The organism is Streptomyces diacarni (assembly GCF_003323715.1).
Lineage (GTDB): Bacteria > Actinomycetota > Actinomycetes > Streptomycetales > Streptomycetaceae > Streptomyces > Streptomyces diacarni.
The window spans coordinates 320,854-340,299 of sequence record NZ_QOIN01000028.1 but is presented as its reverse complement, the minus strand read 5'-3'; the positions used below and the strand labels follow the sequence as shown (position 1 = coordinate 340,299).

The 19,446-nt window shown below is 73.9% G+C and carries 17 protein-coding genes; 4 read left to right on the top strand and 13 right to left on the bottom strand.

Going from position 1 to position 19,446, the window contains the following annotated elements; translation table 11 throughout:
- Positions 1 to 61: 61 nt before the first annotated feature.
- Positions 62 to 1,522, bottom strand: a complete 1,461-nt coding sequence (locus DTL70_RS04800) for an aminotransferase-like domain-containing protein (RefSeq protein ID WP_114020556.1) — start codon at positions 1,520 to 1,522, stop codon at positions 62 to 64.
- Between DTL70_RS04800 and DTL70_RS04795 the strand changes: the two genes are divergently transcribed.
- From DTL70_RS04795 to DTL70_RS04785, 3 genes are all read left to right on the top strand, one after another.
- A complete protein-coding gene (locus DTL70_RS04795; RefSeq protein WP_114020555.1) occupies positions 1,521 to 2,624 on the top strand; it encodes a DMT family transporter in 1,104 nt (367 codons plus the stop codon). The two genes, DTL70_RS04800 and DTL70_RS04795, sit on opposite strands and share 2 nt — an antisense overlap.
- A gap of 46 nt (positions 2,625 to 2,670) precedes the next feature.
- Positions 2,671 to 2,871: a DUF1918 domain-containing protein gene (locus tag DTL70_RS04790; RefSeq protein ID WP_114020554.1), complete on the top strand. Its 201-nt coding sequence runs from the start codon at positions 2,671 to 2,673 to the stop codon at positions 2,869 to 2,871.
- A 277-nt stretch (positions 2,872 to 3,148) separates the two neighbouring features.
- Positions 3,149 to 4,021, top strand: a complete 873-nt coding sequence (locus DTL70_RS04785; protein WP_181860781.1) for a 3-hydroxybutyryl-CoA dehydrogenase — start codon at positions 3,149 to 3,151, stop codon at positions 4,019 to 4,021.
- A gap of 107 nt (positions 4,022 to 4,128) precedes the next feature.
- Here the strand turns inward: DTL70_RS04785 and DTL70_RS04780 are convergent, their stop codons facing one another.
- The 8 genes from DTL70_RS04780 to infC all read right to left on the bottom strand — a co-directional run bounded on the left by DTL70_RS04780 (position 4,129) and on the right by infC (position 13,722).
- Positions 4,129 to 5,889 (bottom strand): MFS transporter, encoded by a 1,761-nt coding sequence (locus tag DTL70_RS04780; protein ID WP_114020552.1) that lies wholly within the window; start codon positions 5,887 to 5,889, stop codon positions 4,129 to 4,131.
- Positions 5,890 to 6,119: 230 nt separating this feature from the next.
- Positions 6,120 to 8,675 (bottom strand): phenylalanine--tRNA ligase subunit beta, encoded by a 2,556-nt coding sequence (pheT, locus tag DTL70_RS04775; RefSeq protein WP_114020551.1) that lies wholly within the window; start codon positions 8,673 to 8,675, stop codon positions 6,120 to 6,122.
- Positions 8,675 to 9,805, bottom strand: coding sequence for a phenylalanine--tRNA ligase subunit alpha (gene pheS / locus DTL70_RS04770; RefSeq protein WP_114020550.1), 1,131 nt, complete (start codon positions 9,803 to 9,805; stop codon positions 8,675 to 8,677). The genes pheT and pheS overlap by 1 nt, the downstream gene beginning before the upstream one ends.
- 206 nt (positions 9,806 to 10,011) lie before the next feature.
- Positions 10,012 to 11,121, bottom strand: a complete 1,110-nt coding sequence (locus DTL70_RS04765) for a sensor histidine kinase (protein ID WP_114020549.1) — start codon at positions 11,119 to 11,121, stop codon at positions 10,012 to 10,014.
- A 108-nt stretch (positions 11,122 to 11,229) separates the two neighbouring features.
- A complete protein-coding gene (locus DTL70_RS04760; protein ID WP_181860780.1) occupies positions 11,230 to 12,033 on the bottom strand; it encodes a TrmH family RNA methyltransferase in 804 nt (267 codons plus the stop codon).
- 215 nt (positions 12,034 to 12,248) lie between these two features.
- Positions 12,249 to 12,632: a 50S ribosomal protein L20 gene (gene rplT / locus DTL70_RS04755; RefSeq protein ID WP_114020547.1), complete on the bottom strand. Its 384-nt coding sequence runs from the start codon at positions 12,630 to 12,632 to the stop codon at positions 12,249 to 12,251.
- 111 nt (positions 12,633 to 12,743) lie between these two features.
- Positions 12,744 to 12,938, bottom strand: coding sequence for a 50S ribosomal protein L35 (gene rpmI, locus DTL70_RS04750; RefSeq protein ID WP_019360090.1), 195 nt, complete (start codon positions 12,936 to 12,938; stop codon positions 12,744 to 12,746).
- Between the two features lie 103 nt (positions 12,939 to 13,041).
- Entirely contained in the window at positions 13,042 to 13,722 is a 681-nt protein-coding gene (gene infC / locus DTL70_RS04745; protein ID WP_114020692.1) for a translation initiation factor IF-3, read from the bottom strand.
- Between the two features lie 403 nt (positions 13,723 to 14,125).
- On the opposite strand from infC, the gene DTL70_RS04735 reads away from it, so the two are divergent.
- Positions 14,126 to 14,512, top strand: coding sequence for a DUF1844 domain-containing protein (locus DTL70_RS04735; RefSeq protein WP_114020545.1), 387 nt, complete (start codon positions 14,126 to 14,128; stop codon positions 14,510 to 14,512).
- An 85-nt stretch (positions 14,513 to 14,597) separates the two neighbouring features.
- Here DTL70_RS04735 and DTL70_RS04730 read toward each other — a convergent pair whose 3' ends face one another.
- From DTL70_RS04730 to DTL70_RS34100, 4 genes are all read right to left on the bottom strand, one after another.
- Positions 14,598 to 15,362 carry an MIP family channel protein gene (locus tag DTL70_RS04730; protein WP_114020544.1) on the bottom strand — a complete coding sequence of 255 codons (765 nt, stop codon included), beginning with the start codon at positions 15,360 to 15,362 and terminating at the stop codon, positions 14,598 to 14,600.
- A 136-nt stretch (positions 15,363 to 15,498) separates the two neighbouring features.
- Positions 15,499 to 16,245 (bottom strand): SseB family protein, encoded by a 747-nt coding sequence (locus tag DTL70_RS04725; RefSeq protein ID WP_114020543.1) that lies wholly within the window; start codon positions 16,243 to 16,245, stop codon positions 15,499 to 15,501.
- Positions 16,246 to 16,368: 123 nt separating this feature from the next.
- Positions 16,369 to 17,571 carry a type VII secretion-associated serine protease mycosin gene (mycP, locus tag DTL70_RS04720; RefSeq protein ID WP_114020542.1) on the bottom strand — a complete coding sequence of 401 codons (1,203 nt, stop codon included), beginning with the start codon at positions 17,569 to 17,571 and terminating at the stop codon, positions 16,369 to 16,371.
- The gene (locus tag DTL70_RS34100) at positions 17,568 to 19,364 is read right to left on the bottom strand and encodes a hypothetical protein (protein ID WP_281278650.1); all 1,797 of its coding nucleotides are present in this window, start codon (positions 19,362 to 19,364) and stop codon (positions 17,568 to 17,570) included. Before DTL70_RS34100 ends, mycP begins: the two co-directional genes overlap by 4 nt.
- Positions 19,365 to 19,446: the final 82 nt, after the last annotated feature.

Below are 19,446 nucleotides of genomic sequence, written 5' to 3'. Positions count from 1 at the left end.
ACCTGATCGTCGTGATCGTACAGAAGCGAGCACGAGCACGAAGGAGTCGCCACCGCGGGGGCTACCTGCTCGGCAGCACCTGGTCGCAGGCCGCGCCCAGGCGCCGGACGCCCTCGACGATGTCGCTCTCCGCCGCCGCGGGCGCGAACGTCACCCGCAGGTGCGGGGCGGGGGATTCCGCGGCGAAGTAGGGGGCGCCGGGCGCGACCGCCACCCCGGCGCGCAGCGCGGCGGCGGCCAGTGTGGCCTCGTCCGTACCGTCCGGGAGCCGCAGCCACAGGTGGTAGCCGCCGCGCGGGGCGTGGTCGAGGTGGAGCGCGGGCACCTCGCGGGCCAGTGCGCCCAGCATGATCTCACGGCGTATCCGCAACTCGGTGCCCACGGCGCGCAGATGACGGGCCCAGGCCGGCGCTCCGACCAGTTCCAGCGCCGCCTCCTGGAGCGGCCGCGGGACGAAGAAGCTGTCGACGATCTGGATGGCGCGCAACCGCTCCCATACGGGCCCGCGCGCGGCGAGCGCGCCCACGCGCAGGCTGGGCGAGGTCGCCTTGGTCAGGGACCGGATGTGGACGACCACGCCGTCCGGGTCCTCGGCGCACAGCGTGGGCGGCAGCGGGTCCGCGTCCTCGTGCGCGAGGTTCCTGGCGAAGTCGTCCTCCACCACGAAGGCACCCGCCGCACGCGCCGTACGCAGCACCTCGCCGCGCCGCAGCGGGCTCAGCACGGCGCCCGTCGGGTTCTGGAACAGCGGCTGGCAGACCAGGGCGCGGGCGCCGCTGGCCCTGAACGCCGCCGCCAGCAGATCGGGGCGCACGCCCTCGGAGTCCACGGGCACCGGCACGGGCCGCAGCCCCGACGCGCGGGCAGCGGCCAGCATGCCGGGGTAGGTGGGCGACTCGACCAGCACGGCGGCCCCCGGGGGTGCCAGCGCGCGCAGCGCGGTGGTGATCGCCGACTGCCCGCCCGCGGTGATCAGGACGTCGCCGGGGGCCACGGTCCCGGCGATCCCGCCGATCTCCCGGGCGAACCAGCCGCGCAGCTCCTCAAGACCCTCGACCGGCGGCCTGCCCCAGGCGCCCGGGCGCCGGGCCGCGCGGGCGAGCGCGGCGGCCAGTGCCTTCTCGGGCTGGAGGCCGGGCGGCAGGTAGCCGCCGTTCAGCTCCAGCACGCCGGGCGGCGGCCTGTCGAGCGTCGCGGTCACACCGCCCGCCTCCACGCTGCGGGGCGCCTGGTCGGCGGAGGCGTCGGCGCTCAGGGCGACCTCCTGCCACGAGGTGTCGCCCCGCTGTCCGAACGCCGCGTCGGCGCGCCGGGCCTCGGCCCTGAACACCCCGGCACCCGGCCTGGTGACGACGAGGCCCTCGGCGGCCAGCACGGCCAGCGCCCGCGAGACGGTCACGGGACTGGCGCGGAACCGCTGCACGAGAGCCCGGCTGGACGGCAGCTTCTCGCCCGGCGAGTAGCGGTCCAGCTCCCCGCGCAACCATTCGGCCAGCTCGGCGACACTGCTACGCTCAGACATGAGAGCACAGGATAGCGCTATCGACGAGCCGGGGATAGCGGCCCCGGCCGGGGACACCGGCACGGTGGGGGCCGCTCACCCGGCGGGGGCGAGCGGGCCGGGCCCAGGCGCGAACGCGGGCGCGGAGCCGGGCGCGGAGCCGGGCGCGGAGCCGGGCGCGGAGCCGGGCGCGGAGCCGGGCGCGGACCCAGCCGCACCCTCGGAGGCGGCCGACCGCTGCGGACCGGCCGGCCGCACGCAGAAGGCGGGCCGCGCCGGGGTGTGGCTGGCCGTCGCCGGTGTCGTCTGCTTCTCGCTGACCTTCCCCGCCACCGACTGGTCGCTGCGCGGGTTCGGTCCCTGGACGGCGACCGCGCTGCGGATGCTGGTAGCCGGGCTGGTCGCCGCAGCGACGCTGAGGGCGCGGCGGGTGCCGCTGCCCGCCCGCCGGCACTGGGCGGGGCTCGCGGTCGCCGCGTCGGGCGTCGTGATCGGCTTCCCCCTGCTGACGACGCTGGCGTTGCGGACCTCGACGACCTCGCACGCCGCTGTCGTGGTGGGGCTGCTGCCGCTGACCACGGCCGTCTACTCCTCGCTGCGCACCGGAGCGCGGCCCTCGCCCGCCTTCTGGGGGGCCGCGCTGGCGGGCGCCGCGGTGGTGGTCGCCTTCGCGCTGTACCAGAGCGGCGGCGCGCCCGGCGTCGGCGACCTCTTCCTGTGCGGGGCGCTGCTGATCTGCGCCGCCGGGTACGCCGAGGGCGGCAAGCTGGCGCGGGAACTCCCCGCTGTGCACGTCATCGGCTGGGCGCTGGTGGGCTGCCTGCCGCTGGCCGCCGCGGGCAGCGCCCTCGCGCCGGCGTACGAGCCGGTGGCGCTGACGGGGCAGGCGGCGGTGGGCCTGGCGTGGAGCGCGCTGGGCTCGCAGTTCCTCGGGCTGCTGTTCTGGTACCGGGCGATGGGGCTCGTCGGCGTCTCCAGGACGAGTCAGGTGCAGTTGGCGCAGCCGCTGCTTACGCTGGTATGGGCGGTGCTGCTGCTCGGCGAGCGCCTGACTCCCGCCGCTCCCGCGGCGGCGCTCGCCGTACTGGTGTGCATCGTGGTCGTACAGCGCACCCGCGCGTGAGACCGCGCGGCAGGCGGACTCCGAAGAGCGAGTGGAGGTACATGCCATGCGAGCCAACACGGGCGACGAACTGCTGATGCACGGACGGGTCGTGGGTCAGCAGGACAGGACGGCGACGATCGTCGAGGTGATGGGCACGAGGGGTGAGCCCCCGTACCGCGTGCGCTTCGACGACGGTCACGAGGCGGTGGTCTCCCCCGGCCCGGACTCCGTGGTGCAGGAACCGCACGGGCAGGGGCAGCGCTGAGCCTGCGGGAGGTCCACGCACGGCGCTTAAGGCGGATCGGCGCGGCGTGTGGCGCGGTGCCCGCACCGGGCGCCGCGCCACACGCGGTCTCGCCGGCCCCTTCCGGCCCCCCACGCCTCACCCGACCACGCAGAGCACGCATAGGTGACCTTTCGCCCCCGGTCTCCATCCGGCGTTCCCCCACAGGTAACGTCGGGCGGCGAAGCGGCTGCGCCCGGTACTCCGAGAGGCCGGTGAACGGCCGCTGCGGACCGTGAAGATCAGCGAAAGGCACGAGGTGACGGAGTCTGTAGCCGGCGTGGAGCGCGTCGGAGTGGTGGGCTGTGGCCAGATGGGTGCGGGTATCGCGGAGGTGTGCGCGCGGTCCGGACTCGACGTGCTGGTCGCGGAGACGACCGGCGAGGCCCTGGAGATCGGTCGTACCCGGCTGGTCAACTCGCTCGGCAAGGCGGCCGACCGGGGGAAGATGAGCCGTCAGGAGTGCGACGAGACGCTGGAGCGGCTGACCTTCACCACGGATCTGGGCGACTTCGCCGACCGTGACCTCGTCATCGAGGCCGTCATCGAAAACGAGCAGGTCAAGACCGAGATCTTCCAGGTGCTCGACCAGGTGGTGACCAGCCCGGAGGCGATCCTGGCGTCGAACACCTCCTCGATCCCGCTGGTGAAGCTCGCCGTCGCCACCTCGCGCCCCGACCAGGTCATCGGCATCCACTTCTTCAACCCGGCCCCGATACAGCGGCTGGTGGAGCTGATCCCGGCGCTGACGACCGGCGAGGAGACCATCAAGCGCGCCGAGGCCGTCGTCGGCGGGACGCTGGGCAAGCACACCATCCGGGCACAGGACCGGTCAGGGTTCGTCGTCAACGCGCTGCTGATCCCGTACCTGCTCTCCGCCATCCGGATGTTCGAGTCCGGCATCGCCAGCCGCGAGGACATCGACAACGGCATGGAGCTGGGCTGCGCCCACCCCATGGGCCCCCTCAAGCTCGCCGACCTCATCGGTCTCGACACCGTCGCCTCGGTCGCCGACTCGATGTACACCGAGTTCAAGGAGCCCCTGTACGCCGCTCCCCCGCTGCTCCAGCGGATGGTCGACGCGGGCCGCCTGGGCCGCAAGGCGGGCGCCGGCTTCTACGCCTACTCCTGAGCACCCCGACGAGAGGCCTGCCCAGGACCCGGCGGAACGCCGACATCCAGGGCAGGCGGTAGGCGCCGGACGGTGGGCGCCAAGCGGCGCGCGCCCCCGCGGCCGGTTCACACCGCGGGCGTGTCGGCCGTCGGCTCGTCCCCGGGATCGGGGTCGTTGTTGTCCTTCGCCTCGGCAGCGGTGCCGTCCGGCGTGGCCCCGGGCGTCGCCTTCGAGGCCTCGTCGGGAAGCGCGGCGGGCTCCGGCTCGACCGGTCCCGAGCCGAGCGCCGCACCTGCCTCGGCCGCCTCACGCACGCCCGCCACGGGCGGCACCCCCGTGCCCGCACCCGGCGGCGCCTCCGCGCCCGCGCCCGGCGCCCCGCCCGGTGGCTGCTCCACGCCCGGTGGGGTGCCCGCGCCGGGTGGCGCGCCCGGCCGCTCCCCCGGTTTGCGCAGTTTGCGCACCGTCCGCCTGCGCGCCGCGCCGACCGAGGTGCGCACGACGGAGAGGGGCTTGGCGACCGACTCCAGCGGTTTGCGTTCGGCGTCCACCCCGAGGAAGGTCTCCGCCAGGCCGCCGATGACCATGATGATCGCGCCGACGAGAAAACCGACGTAGAGCCTGCCGCGGTTGCTGCCGTCGCCGATCAGCCAGCCGTACAGGTAGGGCCCCGTCGCCCCCGCGGCCTGCCCGATGGCGAAGAAGAGCGCGATCGCCTTGCCGCGGACCTCCAGCGGGAAGATCTCACCCGCCGTCAGGTAGCCCGAGGACGCGCCGGCCGAGGCGAAGAAGAAGATCACACACCAGGCGACGGTCTGCGTGGTCGCCGTCAGGACGTTCGCCGCGAACAGGGAGGCGGTCACCGCCAGCGCGCACCCGGAGAAGAGATAGGTGCCGGCGATCAGCCAGCGGCGGCCGACGATGTCGAAGAGGGGGCCCAGCACGATGGGCCCGAGCAGGTTGCCGGCGGCGAAGGCCAGCAGGTACATCGGGGCGCTCGCGGCGGAGACGCCGTAGAACGTGGTGAGCACCAGCGTGTAGGTGAAGAAGATCGCGTTGTAGAGGAACGACTGGGTGATCATCAGGGTCGAGGCCAGCACGGCGCGCTTGGGGTACTCCCTGAAGAGCACCCGCAGCAGCGTCACGTACGTGCTGTGCGCCGACTCGCTGATCTCGATGGCGTCCTTCTCGTCGACCGGCGGCAGCTTCTTGCCGTGCCGGCGCACCGCCTCCTCGATGCGGCCGATCGCCGCCTCCGCCTCGGCCTCCCTCCCGTTCATGATCAGCCAGCGTGGACTCTCCGGCAGATGGCGGCGTACGAACAGCACGGAGAAGCCGAGCACGGGTCCGAGCAGGAAGCCGATGCGCCAGGCGACGGTGTCGTCGAAGTAGGCGAGGATCATCAGCTCGGCGAGGGTGCCGACGATGGCGCCCGCCCAGTAGGTGCCGTTGACCAGCAGGTCGACCCGGCCGCGGAAGCGGGCGGGCATCATCTCCTGGATGGCCGAGTTGATGGCGGCGTACTCCCCGCCGATGCCGGTGCCGGCGACGAACCGGGTCAGGTACAGGTAGGCGTCCCAGCTGGGGCCCTGTCCGTAGGTCAGCGCGGTCATGCCGCTGCCGAACAGGTAGACGCCGAACGTGAGCAGGAAGAGCTTCCGGCGCCCGAACCTGTCGGCCATCCGCCCGAAGAAGAGCGCCCCCGTCACCTGTCCGACCAGGTAGACGGTCGCGATCAGACCCGCTTCGCTGGAGGACAGCCCGAGGGTGTCCTCCTGGGTGAGGATCGAGGTGACCGAGCTGGCGACCGTGATCTCCAGCCCGTCGAGGATCCACGCACAGCCCAGCGCCGCGATCATCTTCGTGTGGAAGCCGGACCAGGGCATCCGGTCGATACGTGCAGGGATCAGGCTGCGGAGCGGAGCGTCCGCCGGACGGGATGATGAGTTCGCTGCTGCCACCTCGTCACCCGTAACCAGCCTTGACCCCGCACCAGGGACTCGACCGGTCATCTCACCCGAAAAGATGAGGCGGCGCGGCGGCACGGCGAAGGGGACACCCGCCGGTGGCGGATGTCCCCTTCGTGCCCCCGGCGCGCGCCGGGGGCTGCCCGTTCTCAGGCGCCGCGCAGCACCGCGCCGGTGCGCTCGACAGCCTCGGCCACGGCCGCGTCCCGCGCGCCTGAGGCCTCCTCCGCCTTCAGCGTCCGGTCGAAGGCACGGAAGCGCAGCGCGTAGGCGAGCGACTTGCGGCCCGCACCGAGCTGTTCGCCGGTGAAGACGTCGAACAGCCGCAGCGACTCCAGCAGCTCACCCGCGCCGGCGCGCAGCGCGCTCTCCACCTCGGCGGCCGGCACCGAGGCGTCCACCACCAGGGCCACGTCCTGGGTGGCGACCGGGAACGTGGACACGTGCGGGGCGCGCATCGCGCCCGCGCCCGCGCGCTCCACCAGGTCGAGGTCGAGCTCCATCACACAGGTGCGCGGCGGCAGCCCGAGCGCCTTGAGCGCGCGCGGGTGCAGCTCACCGGCGTGGCCCGCCAGGGTGCGGCTGCCGTCGATCTCGACGTGGAGCGCGGCGCACCGGCCCGGGTGCCAGGGCACGTACCGGCCGCTGACCAGCGTCAGCTCGACGCCCGCCTCTGCGGCCACGGTGCGGGCCGCCTCGATGGCGTCGGCCCAGTCGGCGGGGCGGCCCCCGCCCCACCAGCCGGCCCGCTCGCGGGCGCCCGCCAGGACGACCGCCACGTGCCGGGGCTGCTCGGGCAGCGCACTGTCCAAGGAGGCCACCTGCTCGTCGGTGGGCCGCTGGGTGACGGGCAGCCGCTCGGCGGCCGTTTCGGCGCCGGTCGGCAGGAACACCAGCCCGGTCTCGAACAGCGCCAGGTCGTGGCTGCCGCGCCCGTCGTTGCGGCGCAGGGCGCCCAGCAGCCCGGGCAGCAGCGTGGTGCGCAGCCCGGGCTCCTCATCGGAGAGCGGGTTGACCAGCTGGACGGTGCGGCGGCGCGCGTCGCCCGGCTCCAGCCCGAGCTGGTCGAAGACGGCCTCGCCCACGAACGGGTACGACGGCGCCTCGACGTAGCCCGCGCCCGCCAGGGCCCGGCCCACGCGGCGGTGCAGCCGCTGCCGCTCGGTCAGCCCGCGGCCCGGCAGCGGCCTGGGCAGGGTGGCGGGCAGGTTCTCGTAGCCCTCCAGGCGGATGACCTCTTCGGCCAGGTCGTTGGGGTCGGTCAAATCGGGCCGCCAGGACGGCACGGTGACCGTGAGCTCCTCGGGACCCTCGGTGGACCGCTCGCCGCCTTCCAGCGCGCTCGGGCCGACATCCCCGTAGACGTCGCAGCCGACCTGCTGGAGGCGGCGCACGACGGTCTCGCGCCCGTAGCCGACGCCCGCGACCCTGTCGGGGTGGTCGGCGGCCATCCGGATGGTGCGCGGGCCCGAGGGGGTGCGGACCTCGGTGACGCCGGGCTCCACGGTGCCGCCGGCCAGCAGCACCAGCAGGTCGACGGTGCGCTGCGCCGCGGCGGCCGCCGCCTCCGGATCGACTCCCCGCTCGAAGCGGCGGGACGCCTCGGAGGAGAGCTTGTGGCGGCGCGCGGTGCGGGCCACCCGTACCTGGTCGAAGTGGGCCGCCTCGATCACCACGTCCGTGGTGCGCTGCGCCGCACCGCCGTCGCCGTCGGCGATCTCGGTGTGGGCGCCGCCCATGACGCCCGCGAGGCCGATGGGGCCGCGGTCGTCGGTGATGACCAGGTCCTCCGGGTCCAGGACGCGTGCCACGCCGTCGAGGGTGGTCAGCTTCTCCCCGCTGCGGGCCCCGCGCACCCCGATCGGCCCCTCGACGCGGTGGCGGTCGTAGGCGTGCAGCGGCTGGCCCAGCTCCAGCATCACGTAGTTGGTGATGTCGACCGGCAGCGAGACCGGGCGCATCCCGGCCTTCTGGAGCCTGCGCTTGAGCCAGATCGGCGAGACCGCGCCGGGGCGCAGCCCGGACACCGTGCGGGCGGTGAACCGGTCGCAGCCCAGCGGGTCTGCGACCTCGACGGTGTACCCGTGCGCGTTGGGCGCGGCCACGTCCAGCAGGGCCGGGTCGCGCAGCGGCACCCCGTAGGCGGTGGCCGTCTCGCGCGCCAGACCGCGCATCGACAGGCAGTAGCCGCGGTCGGGGGTGACGGCGATGTCGAGGACCTCGTCGACGAGTTCCAGCAGCTCGATGGCGTCGGCGCCCACCTCGGCCTCGGGCGGCAGCACCATGATCCCGTCGTGGTCCTCGCCCATGCCCAGCTCGCGCTCGGAGCAGATCATGCCCTCGGAGACGTGGCCGTAGGTCTTGCGGGCGCTGATCTCGAACCCGCCGGGCAGCACGGCGCCCGGCAGCACGACGACGACGTTGTCGCCGACGGCGAAGTTGGTGGCTCCGCAGACGATGTTCTGCGGGTCCTCAGGGCCCCGGCCGACGTCCACCTGGCAGTAGCGGATCGGTTTCTTGAAGCCGGTCAGCTCCTCGATGGCCAGCACCCGGCCCACCACCAGCGGACCGGTGAGGCCGGCTCCGGTCTGCTCGACCGTCTCGACCTCGAGACCGGCCGCGATCAGCCTGGCCGCGACGTCCCGGCCGGACTCGGAGGCCGGCACCTCGACGTACTCCCGGAGCCACGACAGCGGCGCCCGCATCAGATCTCCATCCCGAACGGCCTGGTGAAGCGCACGTCACCCTCGACCATGTCTCGCATGTCCTCGACGTTGTGGCGGAACATCAGCATCCGCTCGATGCCGAACCCGAAGGCGAACCCGCTGTAGCGCTCCGGGTCGACGCCGCAGGCCGTCAGCACCCGCGGGTTGACCATGCCGCAGCCGCCCAGCTCGATCCAGCCCTCGCTGGAGCAGGTGCGGCACGGGTTGTCCGGGTCTCCCACGGACGCGCCCCGGCACACGAAGCACACCATGTCCATCTCGGCGGACGGCTCGGTGAAGGGGAAGTAGGAGGGCCGCAGCCGCGTACCCAGACCCTCGCCGAACAGCGCCCGCACCATGTGGTCGAGCGTGCCCCGCAGGTCGGCCATGGTCAGGCCCTCGTCGATGGCCAGCAGCTCGACCTGGCCGAAGACGGGGGTGTGCGTGGCGTCCAGCTCGTCGGTGCGGTACACGCGGCCGGGGCAGATGACGTAGACCGGCAGCTCGCGCGCCAGCAGCGACCGGATCTGCACCGGCGAGGTGTGGGTGCGCAGCACGACGCCGGAGTCCTCCTCGCGCGGCGAGCCGGCCTGGCCGCGCACGAAGAAGGTGTCCTGCATGGTGCGGGCCGGGTGGTCGGGCCCGAGGTTGAGGGCGTCGAAGTTCAGCCACTCGGCCTCGACCTCGGGGCCCTCGGCCACCTCGTAGCCCATCGCGACGAAGACGTCCTCGATGCGCTCCGAGAGGGTCGTCAGCGGGTGGCGGGCGCCGGCCGGGCGGCGGTCGTAGGGCAGCGTGACATCCACGGCCTCCTCGACCAGCACCCGCTCGTCGCGCTCGCGCTCCAACTCTTCCTGGCGGGCCTTGAGCGCCTTGCCGACCGCGCCCCTCGCCTGCCCGACACGCTTGCCCGCCTCGGCCTTCGCGTGCGGGGGCAGAGCGCCGATCTCGCGGTTGGCCAGCGCCAGCGGGGAGCGGTCGCCCGCATGGGCCACCTTCACCTCGCGCAGTGCCTCCAGATCACCGGCCGCCGCGACGGCGGCGAGCGCCTCTTCGGTGGCCCGGTCGATCTCTTCCGGTTTCAGTGCCTCGACCTCGACAGGGTCGTACGACTTGTTGGGTGCCGACATCTCTTCCCGTGGTTTCCGATTTGTCTCCCAGCTGTCGCTGGGAGGTACCCCCTGGCTGCGCCCCGTCCCGGACATGCGTGCCGGGGCCCGAGTCTACGGGGGCGTGCCCGAGGGCGGGTAAGCGGAGGCCGGAGCTGCGGCCTCGGGTCAGGTTCCGGGGTGGGCCCGTGCGCGCCGTGTGCTCGTGGATCCGCGGATCGGATCCGTCAGGCCAGGAAGGCCGGGGCGCCCACGGGCAGGGTAAATCGGAACCGGGCGCCGCCCACGGGCGCCCGCTCGACGGTGATCACGCCACCGTGTGCCTCGACGATGCCCTTGACGATGTAGAGGCCCAACCCCGTGCCGCCGCGCCTGCTGCCCCGCCAGAAGCGGGTGAACACACGGCTCATGGACTCCTCCGGAATGCCGGGCCCCTCGTCGCTGACCGTGACGGTCGTGGCCTTCTCTCCAGGCTCACCAGGCCCCCCGGGCTCGCCGGCCCCTCCTGGGGTTCCCGGCGTCCCCGGATCGCGCGGGGACGAGGCGGATCGTACCTCGATGGTGACAGTTCCCTCGCCGTGCCGCACCGCGTTTTCCAGCAGGTTGCCGAGCACCTGGTCGATCTTGTCCGGGTCCGCCCACAGGTCGGGCAGGTCGGCCGCGATGTCGACCGCGAAGCGGGAGTCCGGCTCGCCCGCGGCCAGGTGGGCGCCCACGTGCCGCCGCACGGCCCTGGCGATGTCCAGCCGCTGGCGGCGCACCTCCAGCCGCCCCGAGTCGATGCGGGAGATGTCCAGCAGCTCGGCGATCAGGCGGGTGACGCGGCCCGCGTCCGCGTCGACGGTCTGGAGCATCAGCCGCTTCTGGTCGTCGGTGAACCGCTCCCACTTGGCCAGCAGGGTGGCGGTGAAACCCTTGACGGAGGTGAGGGGCGAGCGCAGCTCGTGGGCGACGGTGGCGATCAGCTCGGCGTGGCTGCGCTCGGTGCGGCGCCGCGCCTCGGTGCCGCGCAGGGTGACGACGACGCGCCGGACGGGGCCCCGCGCCCGCGCGCGGACGTACCGCGCCGAGACGAGTACCTCGTGCCCGCCCGGCAGCAGCAGGTTCCGCTCGGGGTGCCCGTTGCTGATCGCCAGGCCGCCGTAGGGATCGGTCAGCTGCCACCAGCGGCGTCCGTCGAGGTCCTCGAGCGGCAGCACGGCGGGCAGCGGACTGCCCAGCGCCTCGCCGGGCTCCCGGCCTGTGAGGCGGGCCGCCGCCGCGTTGAAGCAGACGACGGCGCCGTCGGCGTCGGCGACCACGAGCCCGTCGGGCAGGTCGTCGGGGTTCACATCCATCCCGTACCGCCCCTTTCCGACACCTCGTCCCGCCACCCGGGGCCGACACCCTACTAGCTCAGGGTGACCGCGCGGCACCCTCACCGTGCGGGCTGTCACCGCGCGCGGTCACCGGGTGCGCTGGGCGCGCGCCGAGGCGTAGAGGCAGACGGCCGCCGCCGTGGCGAGGTTGAGGCTCTCCGCACGGCCGTGCAGGGGCACCCGCACCACGGTGTCGGCCAGCGCGCGGGTCTCCTCCGGCAGCCCCCAGGCCTCGTTGCCGAAGACCCAGGCCGTCGGCCCGGCCATCGACCCCGCGTCCAGTTCCTCGTCCAGATCCCGCTCCCCCGCGCCGTCGGCGGCCAGCACCCGCACCCCCGCGCCGGCGAGTTGACGCAGCGCCTCCTCGACGGGCACGCCGACGACGACCGGCAGGTGGAAGAGCGAACCGGCCGACGAGCGCACGGCCTTCGGGTTGTAGACGTCGACGGACGCGTCGGTCAGCACCACCGCGTCGGCCCCCGCCGCGTCGGCGCAGCGCAGGACGGTCCCCGCGTTGCCCGGATCGCGCACGTGGGCGAGGACGGCCACAAGGCGCGGCCGGGCCGCCGCGATCTCCTCCAGGGGCCGGTCGAGGAAGTGGCAGAGCCCGACGATGCCCTGCGGGGTGACGGTGTCGGCCATCTCGCCGATCACCTCGTCGGAGGCCGTGAGCACCGGCAGGCGAGCCGCGCGGGCCGCCCGCAGGACGTCCGCGTGCCGCTCGGCGGCCTCGGGCGTCACATACACCTCGACCAGGTGTTCCAGTGCCTCCCGCACGGCCTGCGGCCCCTCGGCCAGGAACCGCCGCTCCTTGGTACGGAAGCTGCGCTTGCCGAGCCTGCGCGCGGCGGTGACACGAGGCGAGCGCAGGGAGGTCAACTCGGGCGGCATCAGGGGGTTCGCTCACTTTCGACGAGTGCGACTCAGAGGGCCGCATGACCCGGCCGCCACACACACTTCTCGCCGCCGTGGAAGCGCGCCCCCGTGCGCAGCAGGGGGGCGGAAACCACGACGGCGAGAGGCCGAAGCCCCCTGCCCCGAGGGCCGGGGGAGGAAGGCCGGGCGGTTCAGCCGGCGAGCGCGCTCACCGGCGCGGCCGCAGGTGTTCAGGCGGCCTTCGGGGCGTTCACATCGCTCGGCAGCGCCTTCTGCGCGACCTCGACCAGCGCGGTGAAGGCAGCCGCGTCGTTGACCGCGAGGTCGGCCAGCATCTTGCGGTCGACCTCGATGGAGGCGGCCTTCAGACCCTGGATGAAGCGGTTGTAGGTGATGCCGTTGGCGCGGGCAGCGGCGTTGATCCGCTGGATCCACAGCTGACGGAAGTCGCCCTTGCGCTTCTTGCGGTCGTTGTAGTTGTAGACGTAGGAGTGGGTGACCTGCTCCTTCGCCTTGCGGTACAGGCGGGAACGCTGACCGCGGTAGCCGCTGGCCTGCTCCAGGATCGCCCGGCGCTTCTTCTGAGCGTTTACTGCCCGCTTGACGCGTGCCACGTGATTACTCCTTGTTGGGGGGCCGGAAGGCGGTCTGCCCGACGTCGCCGTTCACCGCTCGACGCCGTCCGCTCCGACCCGGATCGATGGGGTCCCGGTCGAGCGGGGTTCTTACTTGCCGAGAAGCTTCTTGATCTTCTTGGCGTCCGCCGGGGCCGCTTCGGTCTTACCGGCAAGGCGACGCGTCAGCGTGGACGGCTTGTGCTCGAGAAGGTGGCGGCGGCCGGCGCGCTGGCGCATCACCTTGCCGGAGCCGGTGACCTTGAAGCGCTTGCGGGCACCACTGTGCGTCTTGTTCTTCGGCATGTCGCCGTTTCACTCCTCGTCAGTGACGCTTCCGGATCGCCGTGCGGGCAGGCGGAAGCGTCAGTTGTTCCGTGTCGGTTCCGGGGCGGTGCCCCGGGAGGGCTCACGCCTCGGCGGTCTCCTCGGTGGGCGCCTCGGCTGGAGCAGACCCCTGCTGGCGCTCCGCCTTGCGGGCCGCCTGGGCCTCGCGGGCCTCGGCCATGGCCTCGGTCTTCTTCTTGTGCGGACCGAGAACCATGATCATGTTGCGGCCGTCCTGCTTCGGGTTGGACTCCACGAAGCCCAGGTCGGCCACGTCGTCAGCGAGCCGCTGGAGCAGTCGGAAGCCCAGCTCGGGGCGGGACTGCTCACGACCGCGGAACATGATCGTGATCTTGACCTTGTCACCCTGCTTGAGGAACCGGACGACGTGACCCTTCTTGGTGTCGTAGTCGTGCGGATCGATCTTCGGCCGGAGCTTCATTTCCTTGATGACCGTGTGCGCCTGGTTCTTGCGCGCTTCACGGGCCTTCATGGCCGACTCGTACTTGAACTTGCCGTAGTCCATGAGCTTGCACACCGGCGGGCGGGCGTTCGCCGCCACCTCGACCAGGTCGAGGTCGTATTCCTGTGCGAGTTCAAGGGCCTTGGCAAGCGGCACGATGCCGACCTGCTCGCCGCTGGGACCGACGAGTCGCACCTCGGGGACGCGAATCCGGTCGTTGATGCGGGGCTCGGCGCTGATGGGGCCTCCTCGGGTACACCGCGCGACCGTCTGGCGGACGACCGCGCACGAGTCTGTAATGAGTGGTGACCACCGCCGCAGAAAGCGCAAAGCGCCCCGGACGGGTCACAGGCGGGGCTCCTCACAGACCGGGAGCACCGCCGCGGAACTCCGCGGGGCGCAGCCTGACCTTTGACCCGCGGCCCGCAGGGCCACCAGGTGGGAGATCGGAGCCTCCACTTGCGGGCTGGGGTCCGCCTTCGTGCGGGCGGTCTCCAGCCGGTCGTCCAACCAGCATACCAGCAGGCCCGGCGGAGCACCGCCCGGCACCGCCCGCCACCTGTCGCCGCCCCGCCTGCCCGCCCCGCCTGCCCGCACCCGCCGGCGCCCGCGGACACCTCTGCCACGACGGCCGGAGGGGCCCGCCGGCGGTACGAGCGGCCCGTACGACGGCGGTCGACGGGCGGGGCTTAGGGTGAGCCGCATGAGCGACGCCGCAGCCGCCGGGCAGCCCTTCGACCTCTCCGGCCAGAACAGTCCCGACTTCGACAGCCTGACCCGCGACATCGCGGACGTCCCGGCCGTCGAGGTCATCACCACGGTGGCGGTGCACCTGATGAGCTCCGCCGCCGTCAACCTCGGACTGGCCGAGGACGGCGAGCAGCACAAGGACCTGGACGAGGCGCGGAAGCTGATCCACGCGCTGGCCGGGCTGGTCACGGCGAGCGCCACCGAGATCGGCTCGTACCACGCCGCGCCGCTGCGGGACGGTCTCAAGTCGCTCCAGCTCGCGTTCCGCGAGGCCTCGACCGTGCCAGACGAGCCCGGCCAGGGCCCCGGAGAGAAGTACACGGGACCCGTTCACGGCTGAGCCACCCAGCCCACGGCTGGGCCGCCCGGCGCCCGGTCCTTCCCGCGGCGCAGCGGTCCGTCCGCACCCGGCCGCCCCACTCGGCTCAGCTCACCCGCATCTCGCGCCGCGGCCTGCGGTTGGGCTGGGGGTGCGTGAGCACGTGCACGTACGCCGCGATCGCCCCGCCCACCAGCGGCGCGACGATGAACAGCCACAGCTGGGTCAGCGCGGCCCCGCCCGCGAAGATCGCGGGGCCCAGGCTCCTGGCCGGGTTCACCGAGGTACCGGTCAGCGGGATGCCGACCAGGTGGACGACGGCCAGCGCGATGCCGATGGGCAGCCCGTCGAAGCCGACGACCGCCACCTTGTGGGTGACCGCCAGCACCGTGTAGACGAACAGGAACGTCAGCACCAGCTCGGCGACGAACGCGCCCCCGATGTTGACGTGCACGGCGGAGCGGTCGCCGAAGCCGTTGCTGCCGAACGTCTCGCTCGTCTGCAGACCCGGGACCTGCTTGGCGACCAGGAAGAGCAGCGCGGCTCCCGCGATGCCGCCGACCAGCTGCGCGACCCAGTACTTGACCGCCAGCTCCAGGTCGAGGCGGCCCGCCAGGAACATGCCCAGCGTCACCGCGGGGTTCAGGTGCGAGCCGGAGATCGGGCCGATCGCGTACGCGAGCGCCAGCATCACGAAGCCGAACGTGAGCGCGATGCCGAGCGAACCGACGTACTCGGCGGCCAGCACGGCCGCACCCACTCCGAAGAACACCAGGAGCAAGGTGCCCAGGAACTCCGCGGCGACCGGCTGGGGCTTGTCTTCCAGGTCCTTGAGCTGTTCCGGACTCGCCTGGAGCGACTTGACCTGCATGTCGACCTCCCGTGGGGGTCGTAGGAGCAGGCCGGGACGGTCCGTCCCGGCGCTTCCTCCCGAGTGTCCGACGCGTCAGGGCGGCTCGCACCTCGGGCGGGCCCCCCGCTCCAGGGCGCGCGCCTTCTCGCCCAGGTCAGACCCGGTAGAAGGCGTTTTCGGGCAGTGCGCTGCCCGGTGGCAGCAGCGCCAGGTCGAGCCCCCGGACCAGCCGGGCGCGTACCGTCTCGTCGGCGGCGAGCGCCTCCGCGACGTGGCGGGCCACGTCCTGCACGTCGGCGCCCGGTGTCAGCGAGAGGGCCAGCGTGCCGTCGCCCGTGGAGTCGCCGGGCGCCAGATGGGCACCGGCGATCCGCGGCTCCGCCGCGAGCACGGCGCGCACCGCTTCGCCCACCGCGGGGTCGTCCAGCGGACGGGTGTGCGTGCGGCCCGCCGCCAGTGCGTTGAGCGCGGGCCCGGTCAGCTCGTAGGTCACGGGGCCCGCCAGGTCCAGCACCACGGTGTCGGCCTGCTCGTGGGCCGCCGCCTGGAGCGCCTGGTGGAGCGGTACGGCGACGGGCCGCGCGTCGGGACGCCAGCGGGCCAGCGCCTCGGTGGAGGTGAAGGCGGGCAGCGCGCGGCGCCCGCCAGGCGCGTTGAGGGTGGGCACGGCCATCTCGCTGGTCTTGTCGCGGCGCAGTCCGTCCTGACCGGTCTCCGCCTCCGTCAGGACGGCGACGACCGGCACCAGCAGCCGCGCCCCGCTCAGCGCCTGAAGGACGCGCGACTCGGCGTCGGGCGCGCGGGGATCGGCCCGCCACGCGGCCAGGGCCTCGGCGAGCGCGTCGTCCGCGGTGCCGTCGTCGCGGGAGAAGGCCGAGTCGGGGATGTTCTTGAGCGCCACCCGCCGAGCGTATCCGGTGCCCGGCGGGCGCCCTGCGTGGGCCCGGCCCGCCCGCCGGGGCCCCGGCGGGGCTTCGTGGCGAGCCGTAGCGGGTTCGGGCAGCTCACAGCGAGCGCGGACGCCTCACAGCGGGCGGGGAGGCCCGCGCCGCAGGCGGGGCGGTACGCGGAAGGTGACGCCTCGGTGGACCGCGAAGGCCACGCCGATCAGCAGCGCGCCCATCACGGCGGCGACCAGCGCGAACCAGCCGGGGCCCGCGCCGTCCGCCGGGCGGGCCGCACCGAAGTACTCCTTGTCGTACGCGCCGACGCGCGGCCGCTGCTTCTGCGGCTTGACGTGCGAGCCCATCTCGATGGCGGCCGCCGGGTCCACCACGCCGGTGCCGACGGCGTCGCTGCGGCCGCCCTCGGGCGTGTTGCGGGCGGTGTCCGCGATCAGCTCCTTGATCTGCACGGGACTCAGGTCCGGGTGCGCGGCGCGGACCAGCGCGACGGCACCCGAGGTGAACGCCGCCGCGGCGCTGGTGCCCCACCCCTGGTAGTAGGTCCGGTCCGGGTCGGCGATGAGGATGTCCTTGCCCGGCGCCGCGACGGTGGCGTACCAGCGGCGGGTGGAGAAGGAGGCCCGCGCCCCCTTGCGGTCGACGGCGGCCACGGCGATGACGCCAGGGTAGGCGGCGGGGTAGGAGACGTGGTCACCGTCCTCGCCGCCGTTGCCCGCCGACGCGACGACGACCACGCCCTTGCGCAGCGCGTAGCGGACGGCGGCGTCCTCGTGCGCGTCGGGGTGCGCCGAGTCGCTGTCGTCCCCCAGCGAGAGGTTGATGACGTCGGCGCCGTGGTCGGTGGCCCAGCGGATGCCCTTGGCCAGCGCCGTGCCGCGCTCGTCGCGGGCCTTGGCGCGCTGCGGGTCCTGGTCCTCCAACAGGACGCGCACGGGCAGCACGCGGGCCTCGGGCGCGATGCCCAGGATCCCGTCCTGGCCGCCCTTGCCGTGCCCGTGTCCCGCGATGATGCCGGCCATGGCCGTGCCGTGCCGCGCCCAGGCCCGGTCGCCCCTGCTGGCGCCCATGCCGACCAGGTCCTTGCCCTCCAGCACGTTCTTGCGCAGGTCGGGGTGGTCGGCGTCGACCCCGGTATCGAGCACGGCCACGGTGACGCCCTGGCCCTTGGTGGTCTTCCACGCGGCCTTGGCGTTGAGCGCACTGAGCGCCCACTCCTGGCGCTGGAGCCCCTCCCCTCGCGCGTGCGCGGTGCCGACGGTGGCCGGGGCCACAGCCAGGAGGGCGCTCAGCACGGGAAGCACGGTACGCAGCAGCCGCTTCATCGGGCTTCTTCCTTGTCCTGGTCGCCGCGGGACCCGTCGTTGCCCCGGTCGCTCCGTGGCTCGTTCTTCCCCCGGTCGTTCGATGGCCCGCCGGGGAACTCGTCCTTGTCCTCGTGGCCCTCGATCGTCGCCTTGCGGAGCCGCTGTTCGACGCGGTCGGCGATGCCCTGCGCGTCGTGCCCGAGCCCGGCCTGCGCGGCGGCGGAGGTCTCACCCTTGCGGGTGGCGGCCCCGGCGGGCTGGGGGTCGGTGACGACCCGGCCGTCGGCGAAGCCGGAGACGGAGTAGACCACCACGGGCACGTCCTGCAGCACGTGGAGGGACCAACTGGCGCGCTGCGCGTCGCCGAAGTCCGCGGCGACGGTGCCGCGCGCCGCGTACGGGCGGGGCATCAGATCGGTGCGTTCGGTCAGGTTCTGGGTGGCGAACCGCTTGCGCAGGTCGCGCATGGCGGCCGGGTCCGCCTTGGTGAACATCAGCCCGACCGTGGTGACGCGGCTGGTGGTCTCGTCGGTGTAGGTGGCCCGGATCAGCCGGGCGCAGCCCACCGGAGCGAGCGCCTCGCTCAGCAGCGGGTCGAACGCGTGGGCGCAGGTGCTGTCCGGGGCGACGGCGACGCGTGTCCAGCGCCGGTCCGCGCCGCCGGGCCCCGCGCCCTTCCCCTGGAGCGTGCGCGGGAACAGGTCGTCGACGGGGATCTCGTGCCAGGCGGCCCGCGCGCCATCGAATCCCTGTGCGAGAGCGGGGCGTTGTTCGGTGTCCCCGCTCAGCAGCAGGCCGGCGCCCGAGCCGCCGAGCAGACCGACGCCGAGCACGAGGCAGACGGCCGCCACGACGGTCCGCACGGCCAGCGGGGAGCGTCCCGCGCTCCGCCCGCCCCCGGCGCCCGAGGCGTCCTCGTGCACCGGTGAGGCGGCCGGCGCCTGCGGGACGGTTTCGGGCGGAACGGCACGGGACGCGCCGTCGAACAGCGTGGGGCCGGCCGGCGGGGCGGGCGGCGTGGCACGGGGCGGCCCGGTGGGCGGTGCCGGGGTCCGTGCGGCCTCGGTGCCGGGGCGGGGCGGGGCGGTGGCCGCCTTCGCGGTGGCGGGCCCGGACCTGGTGTCTCCCGGTCGAGAGGTACGGACGGCGTTCGGTTCCGGATTCCCGGGCGGCCGCCGGGCGGCGTCGCGGCGGCCCGTGTGCGGGCGCTGCGGGGGAAGCGCGGGAAGACGCGGGGCCGTGAGGGGTTCTCCGGTGGGGGGAGCGGGCTGGGGCGGTGAGGCGGGAACCGGGGGGCGGAGAGCGGGCGAGCGGTCGCCGGGTGCGGTCACCGGCGTGCGCCCGGACCGCTCCGCCTCCGTCTCCTCGGTGTTCTCCCGGGGATGTGGCATCTGTTCGCTGGACTCGTCTTCCGGGGTCGGCTCCGCTTCCGGCTCGCCACCCGTCTCCTCCCGGACACCGCCCGAGAGGACGGCCTCCTCCTGGACACCGCCCGAGAGGACGGCTTCCTCTCCGGGCTCGTCCGGGTCGCCGCCGCTGCGGACGGTGGCGCTGTTCGGCTCGGCGGAGGTGCTGTCCTGCCCACCCGTGGGTCGGGGAGCGCTGAACAGCGAGAAGGCGGGACGCGGGGGGACGCTCGGGCGCGGAGGGACGGCGGGGCGGGGTGGGGCGGCTGGTCGCGTCGGCACGGACGGTGGGGGCGTCGCGTGGGACACGTCGGCCGGCGCGCGGGACGGGCGCGGCGGCGCGGCGGGCCTGGGCGGGGTGGAGGGACGCTCGGGGACCGGGGCGCGCTCGGCGTCGGCTCCCATGTGCGCCCCCCTTCGCGCGATGCGGCCCGCACGAACGCCGTGCGGTGCAGGGCGGTTCGCCGGAGCCAGAGTGAACTGTTGC

Excerpts from the sequence above, each read along its gene's own strand:
- DTL70_RS04795 (WP_114020555.1), top strand. The coding sequence starts at position 1,521 with ATGAGAGCACAGGATAGCGCTATCGACGAGCCGGGGATAGCGGCCCCG.
- DTL70_RS04800 (WP_114020556.1), bottom strand. The coding sequence starts at position 1,522 with ATGTCTGAGCGTAGCAGTGTCGCCGAGCTGGCCGAATGGTTGCGCGGG.
- DTL70_RS04790 (WP_114020554.1), top strand. The coding sequence starts at position 2,671 with ATGCGAGCCAACACGGGCGACGAACTGCTGATGCACGGACGGGTCGTG.
- DTL70_RS04780 (WP_114020552.1), bottom strand. The coding sequence starts at position 5,889 with ATGCCCTGGTCCGGCTTCCACACGAAGATGATCGCGGCGCTGGGCTGT.
- pheT (WP_114020551.1), bottom strand. The coding sequence starts at position 8,675 with ATGCGGGCGCCGCTGTCGTGGCTCCGGGAGTACGTCGAGGTGCCGGCC.
- pheS (WP_114020550.1), bottom strand. The coding sequence starts at position 9,805 with ATGTCGGCACCCAACAAGTCGTACGACCCTGTCGAGGTCGAGGCACTG.
- DTL70_RS04765 (WP_114020549.1), bottom strand. The coding sequence starts at position 11,121 with ATGGATGTGAACCCCGACGACCTGCCCGACGGGCTCGTGGTCGCCGAC.
- DTL70_RS04760 (WP_181860780.1), bottom strand. The coding sequence starts at position 12,033 with ATGCCGCCCGAGTTGACCTCCCTGCGCTCGCCTCGTGTCACCGCCGCG.
- rpmI (WP_019360090.1), bottom strand. The coding sequence starts at position 12,938 with ATGCCGAAGAACAAGACGCACAGTGGTGCCCGCAAGCGCTTCAAGGTC.
- DTL70_RS04735 (WP_114020545.1), top strand. The coding sequence starts at position 14,126 with ATGAGCGACGCCGCAGCCGCCGGGCAGCCCTTCGACCTCTCCGGCCAG.
- DTL70_RS04730 (WP_114020544.1), bottom strand. The coding sequence starts at position 15,362 with ATGCAGGTCAAGTCGCTCCAGGCGAGTCCGGAACAGCTCAAGGACCTG.
- mycP (WP_114020542.1), bottom strand. The coding sequence starts at position 17,571 with ATGAAGCGGCTGCTGCGTACCGTGCTTCCCGTGCTGAGCGCCCTCCTG.
- DTL70_RS34100 (WP_281278650.1), bottom strand. The coding sequence starts at position 19,364 with ATGGGAGCCGACGCCGAGCGCGCCCCGGTCCCCGAGCGTCCCTCCACC.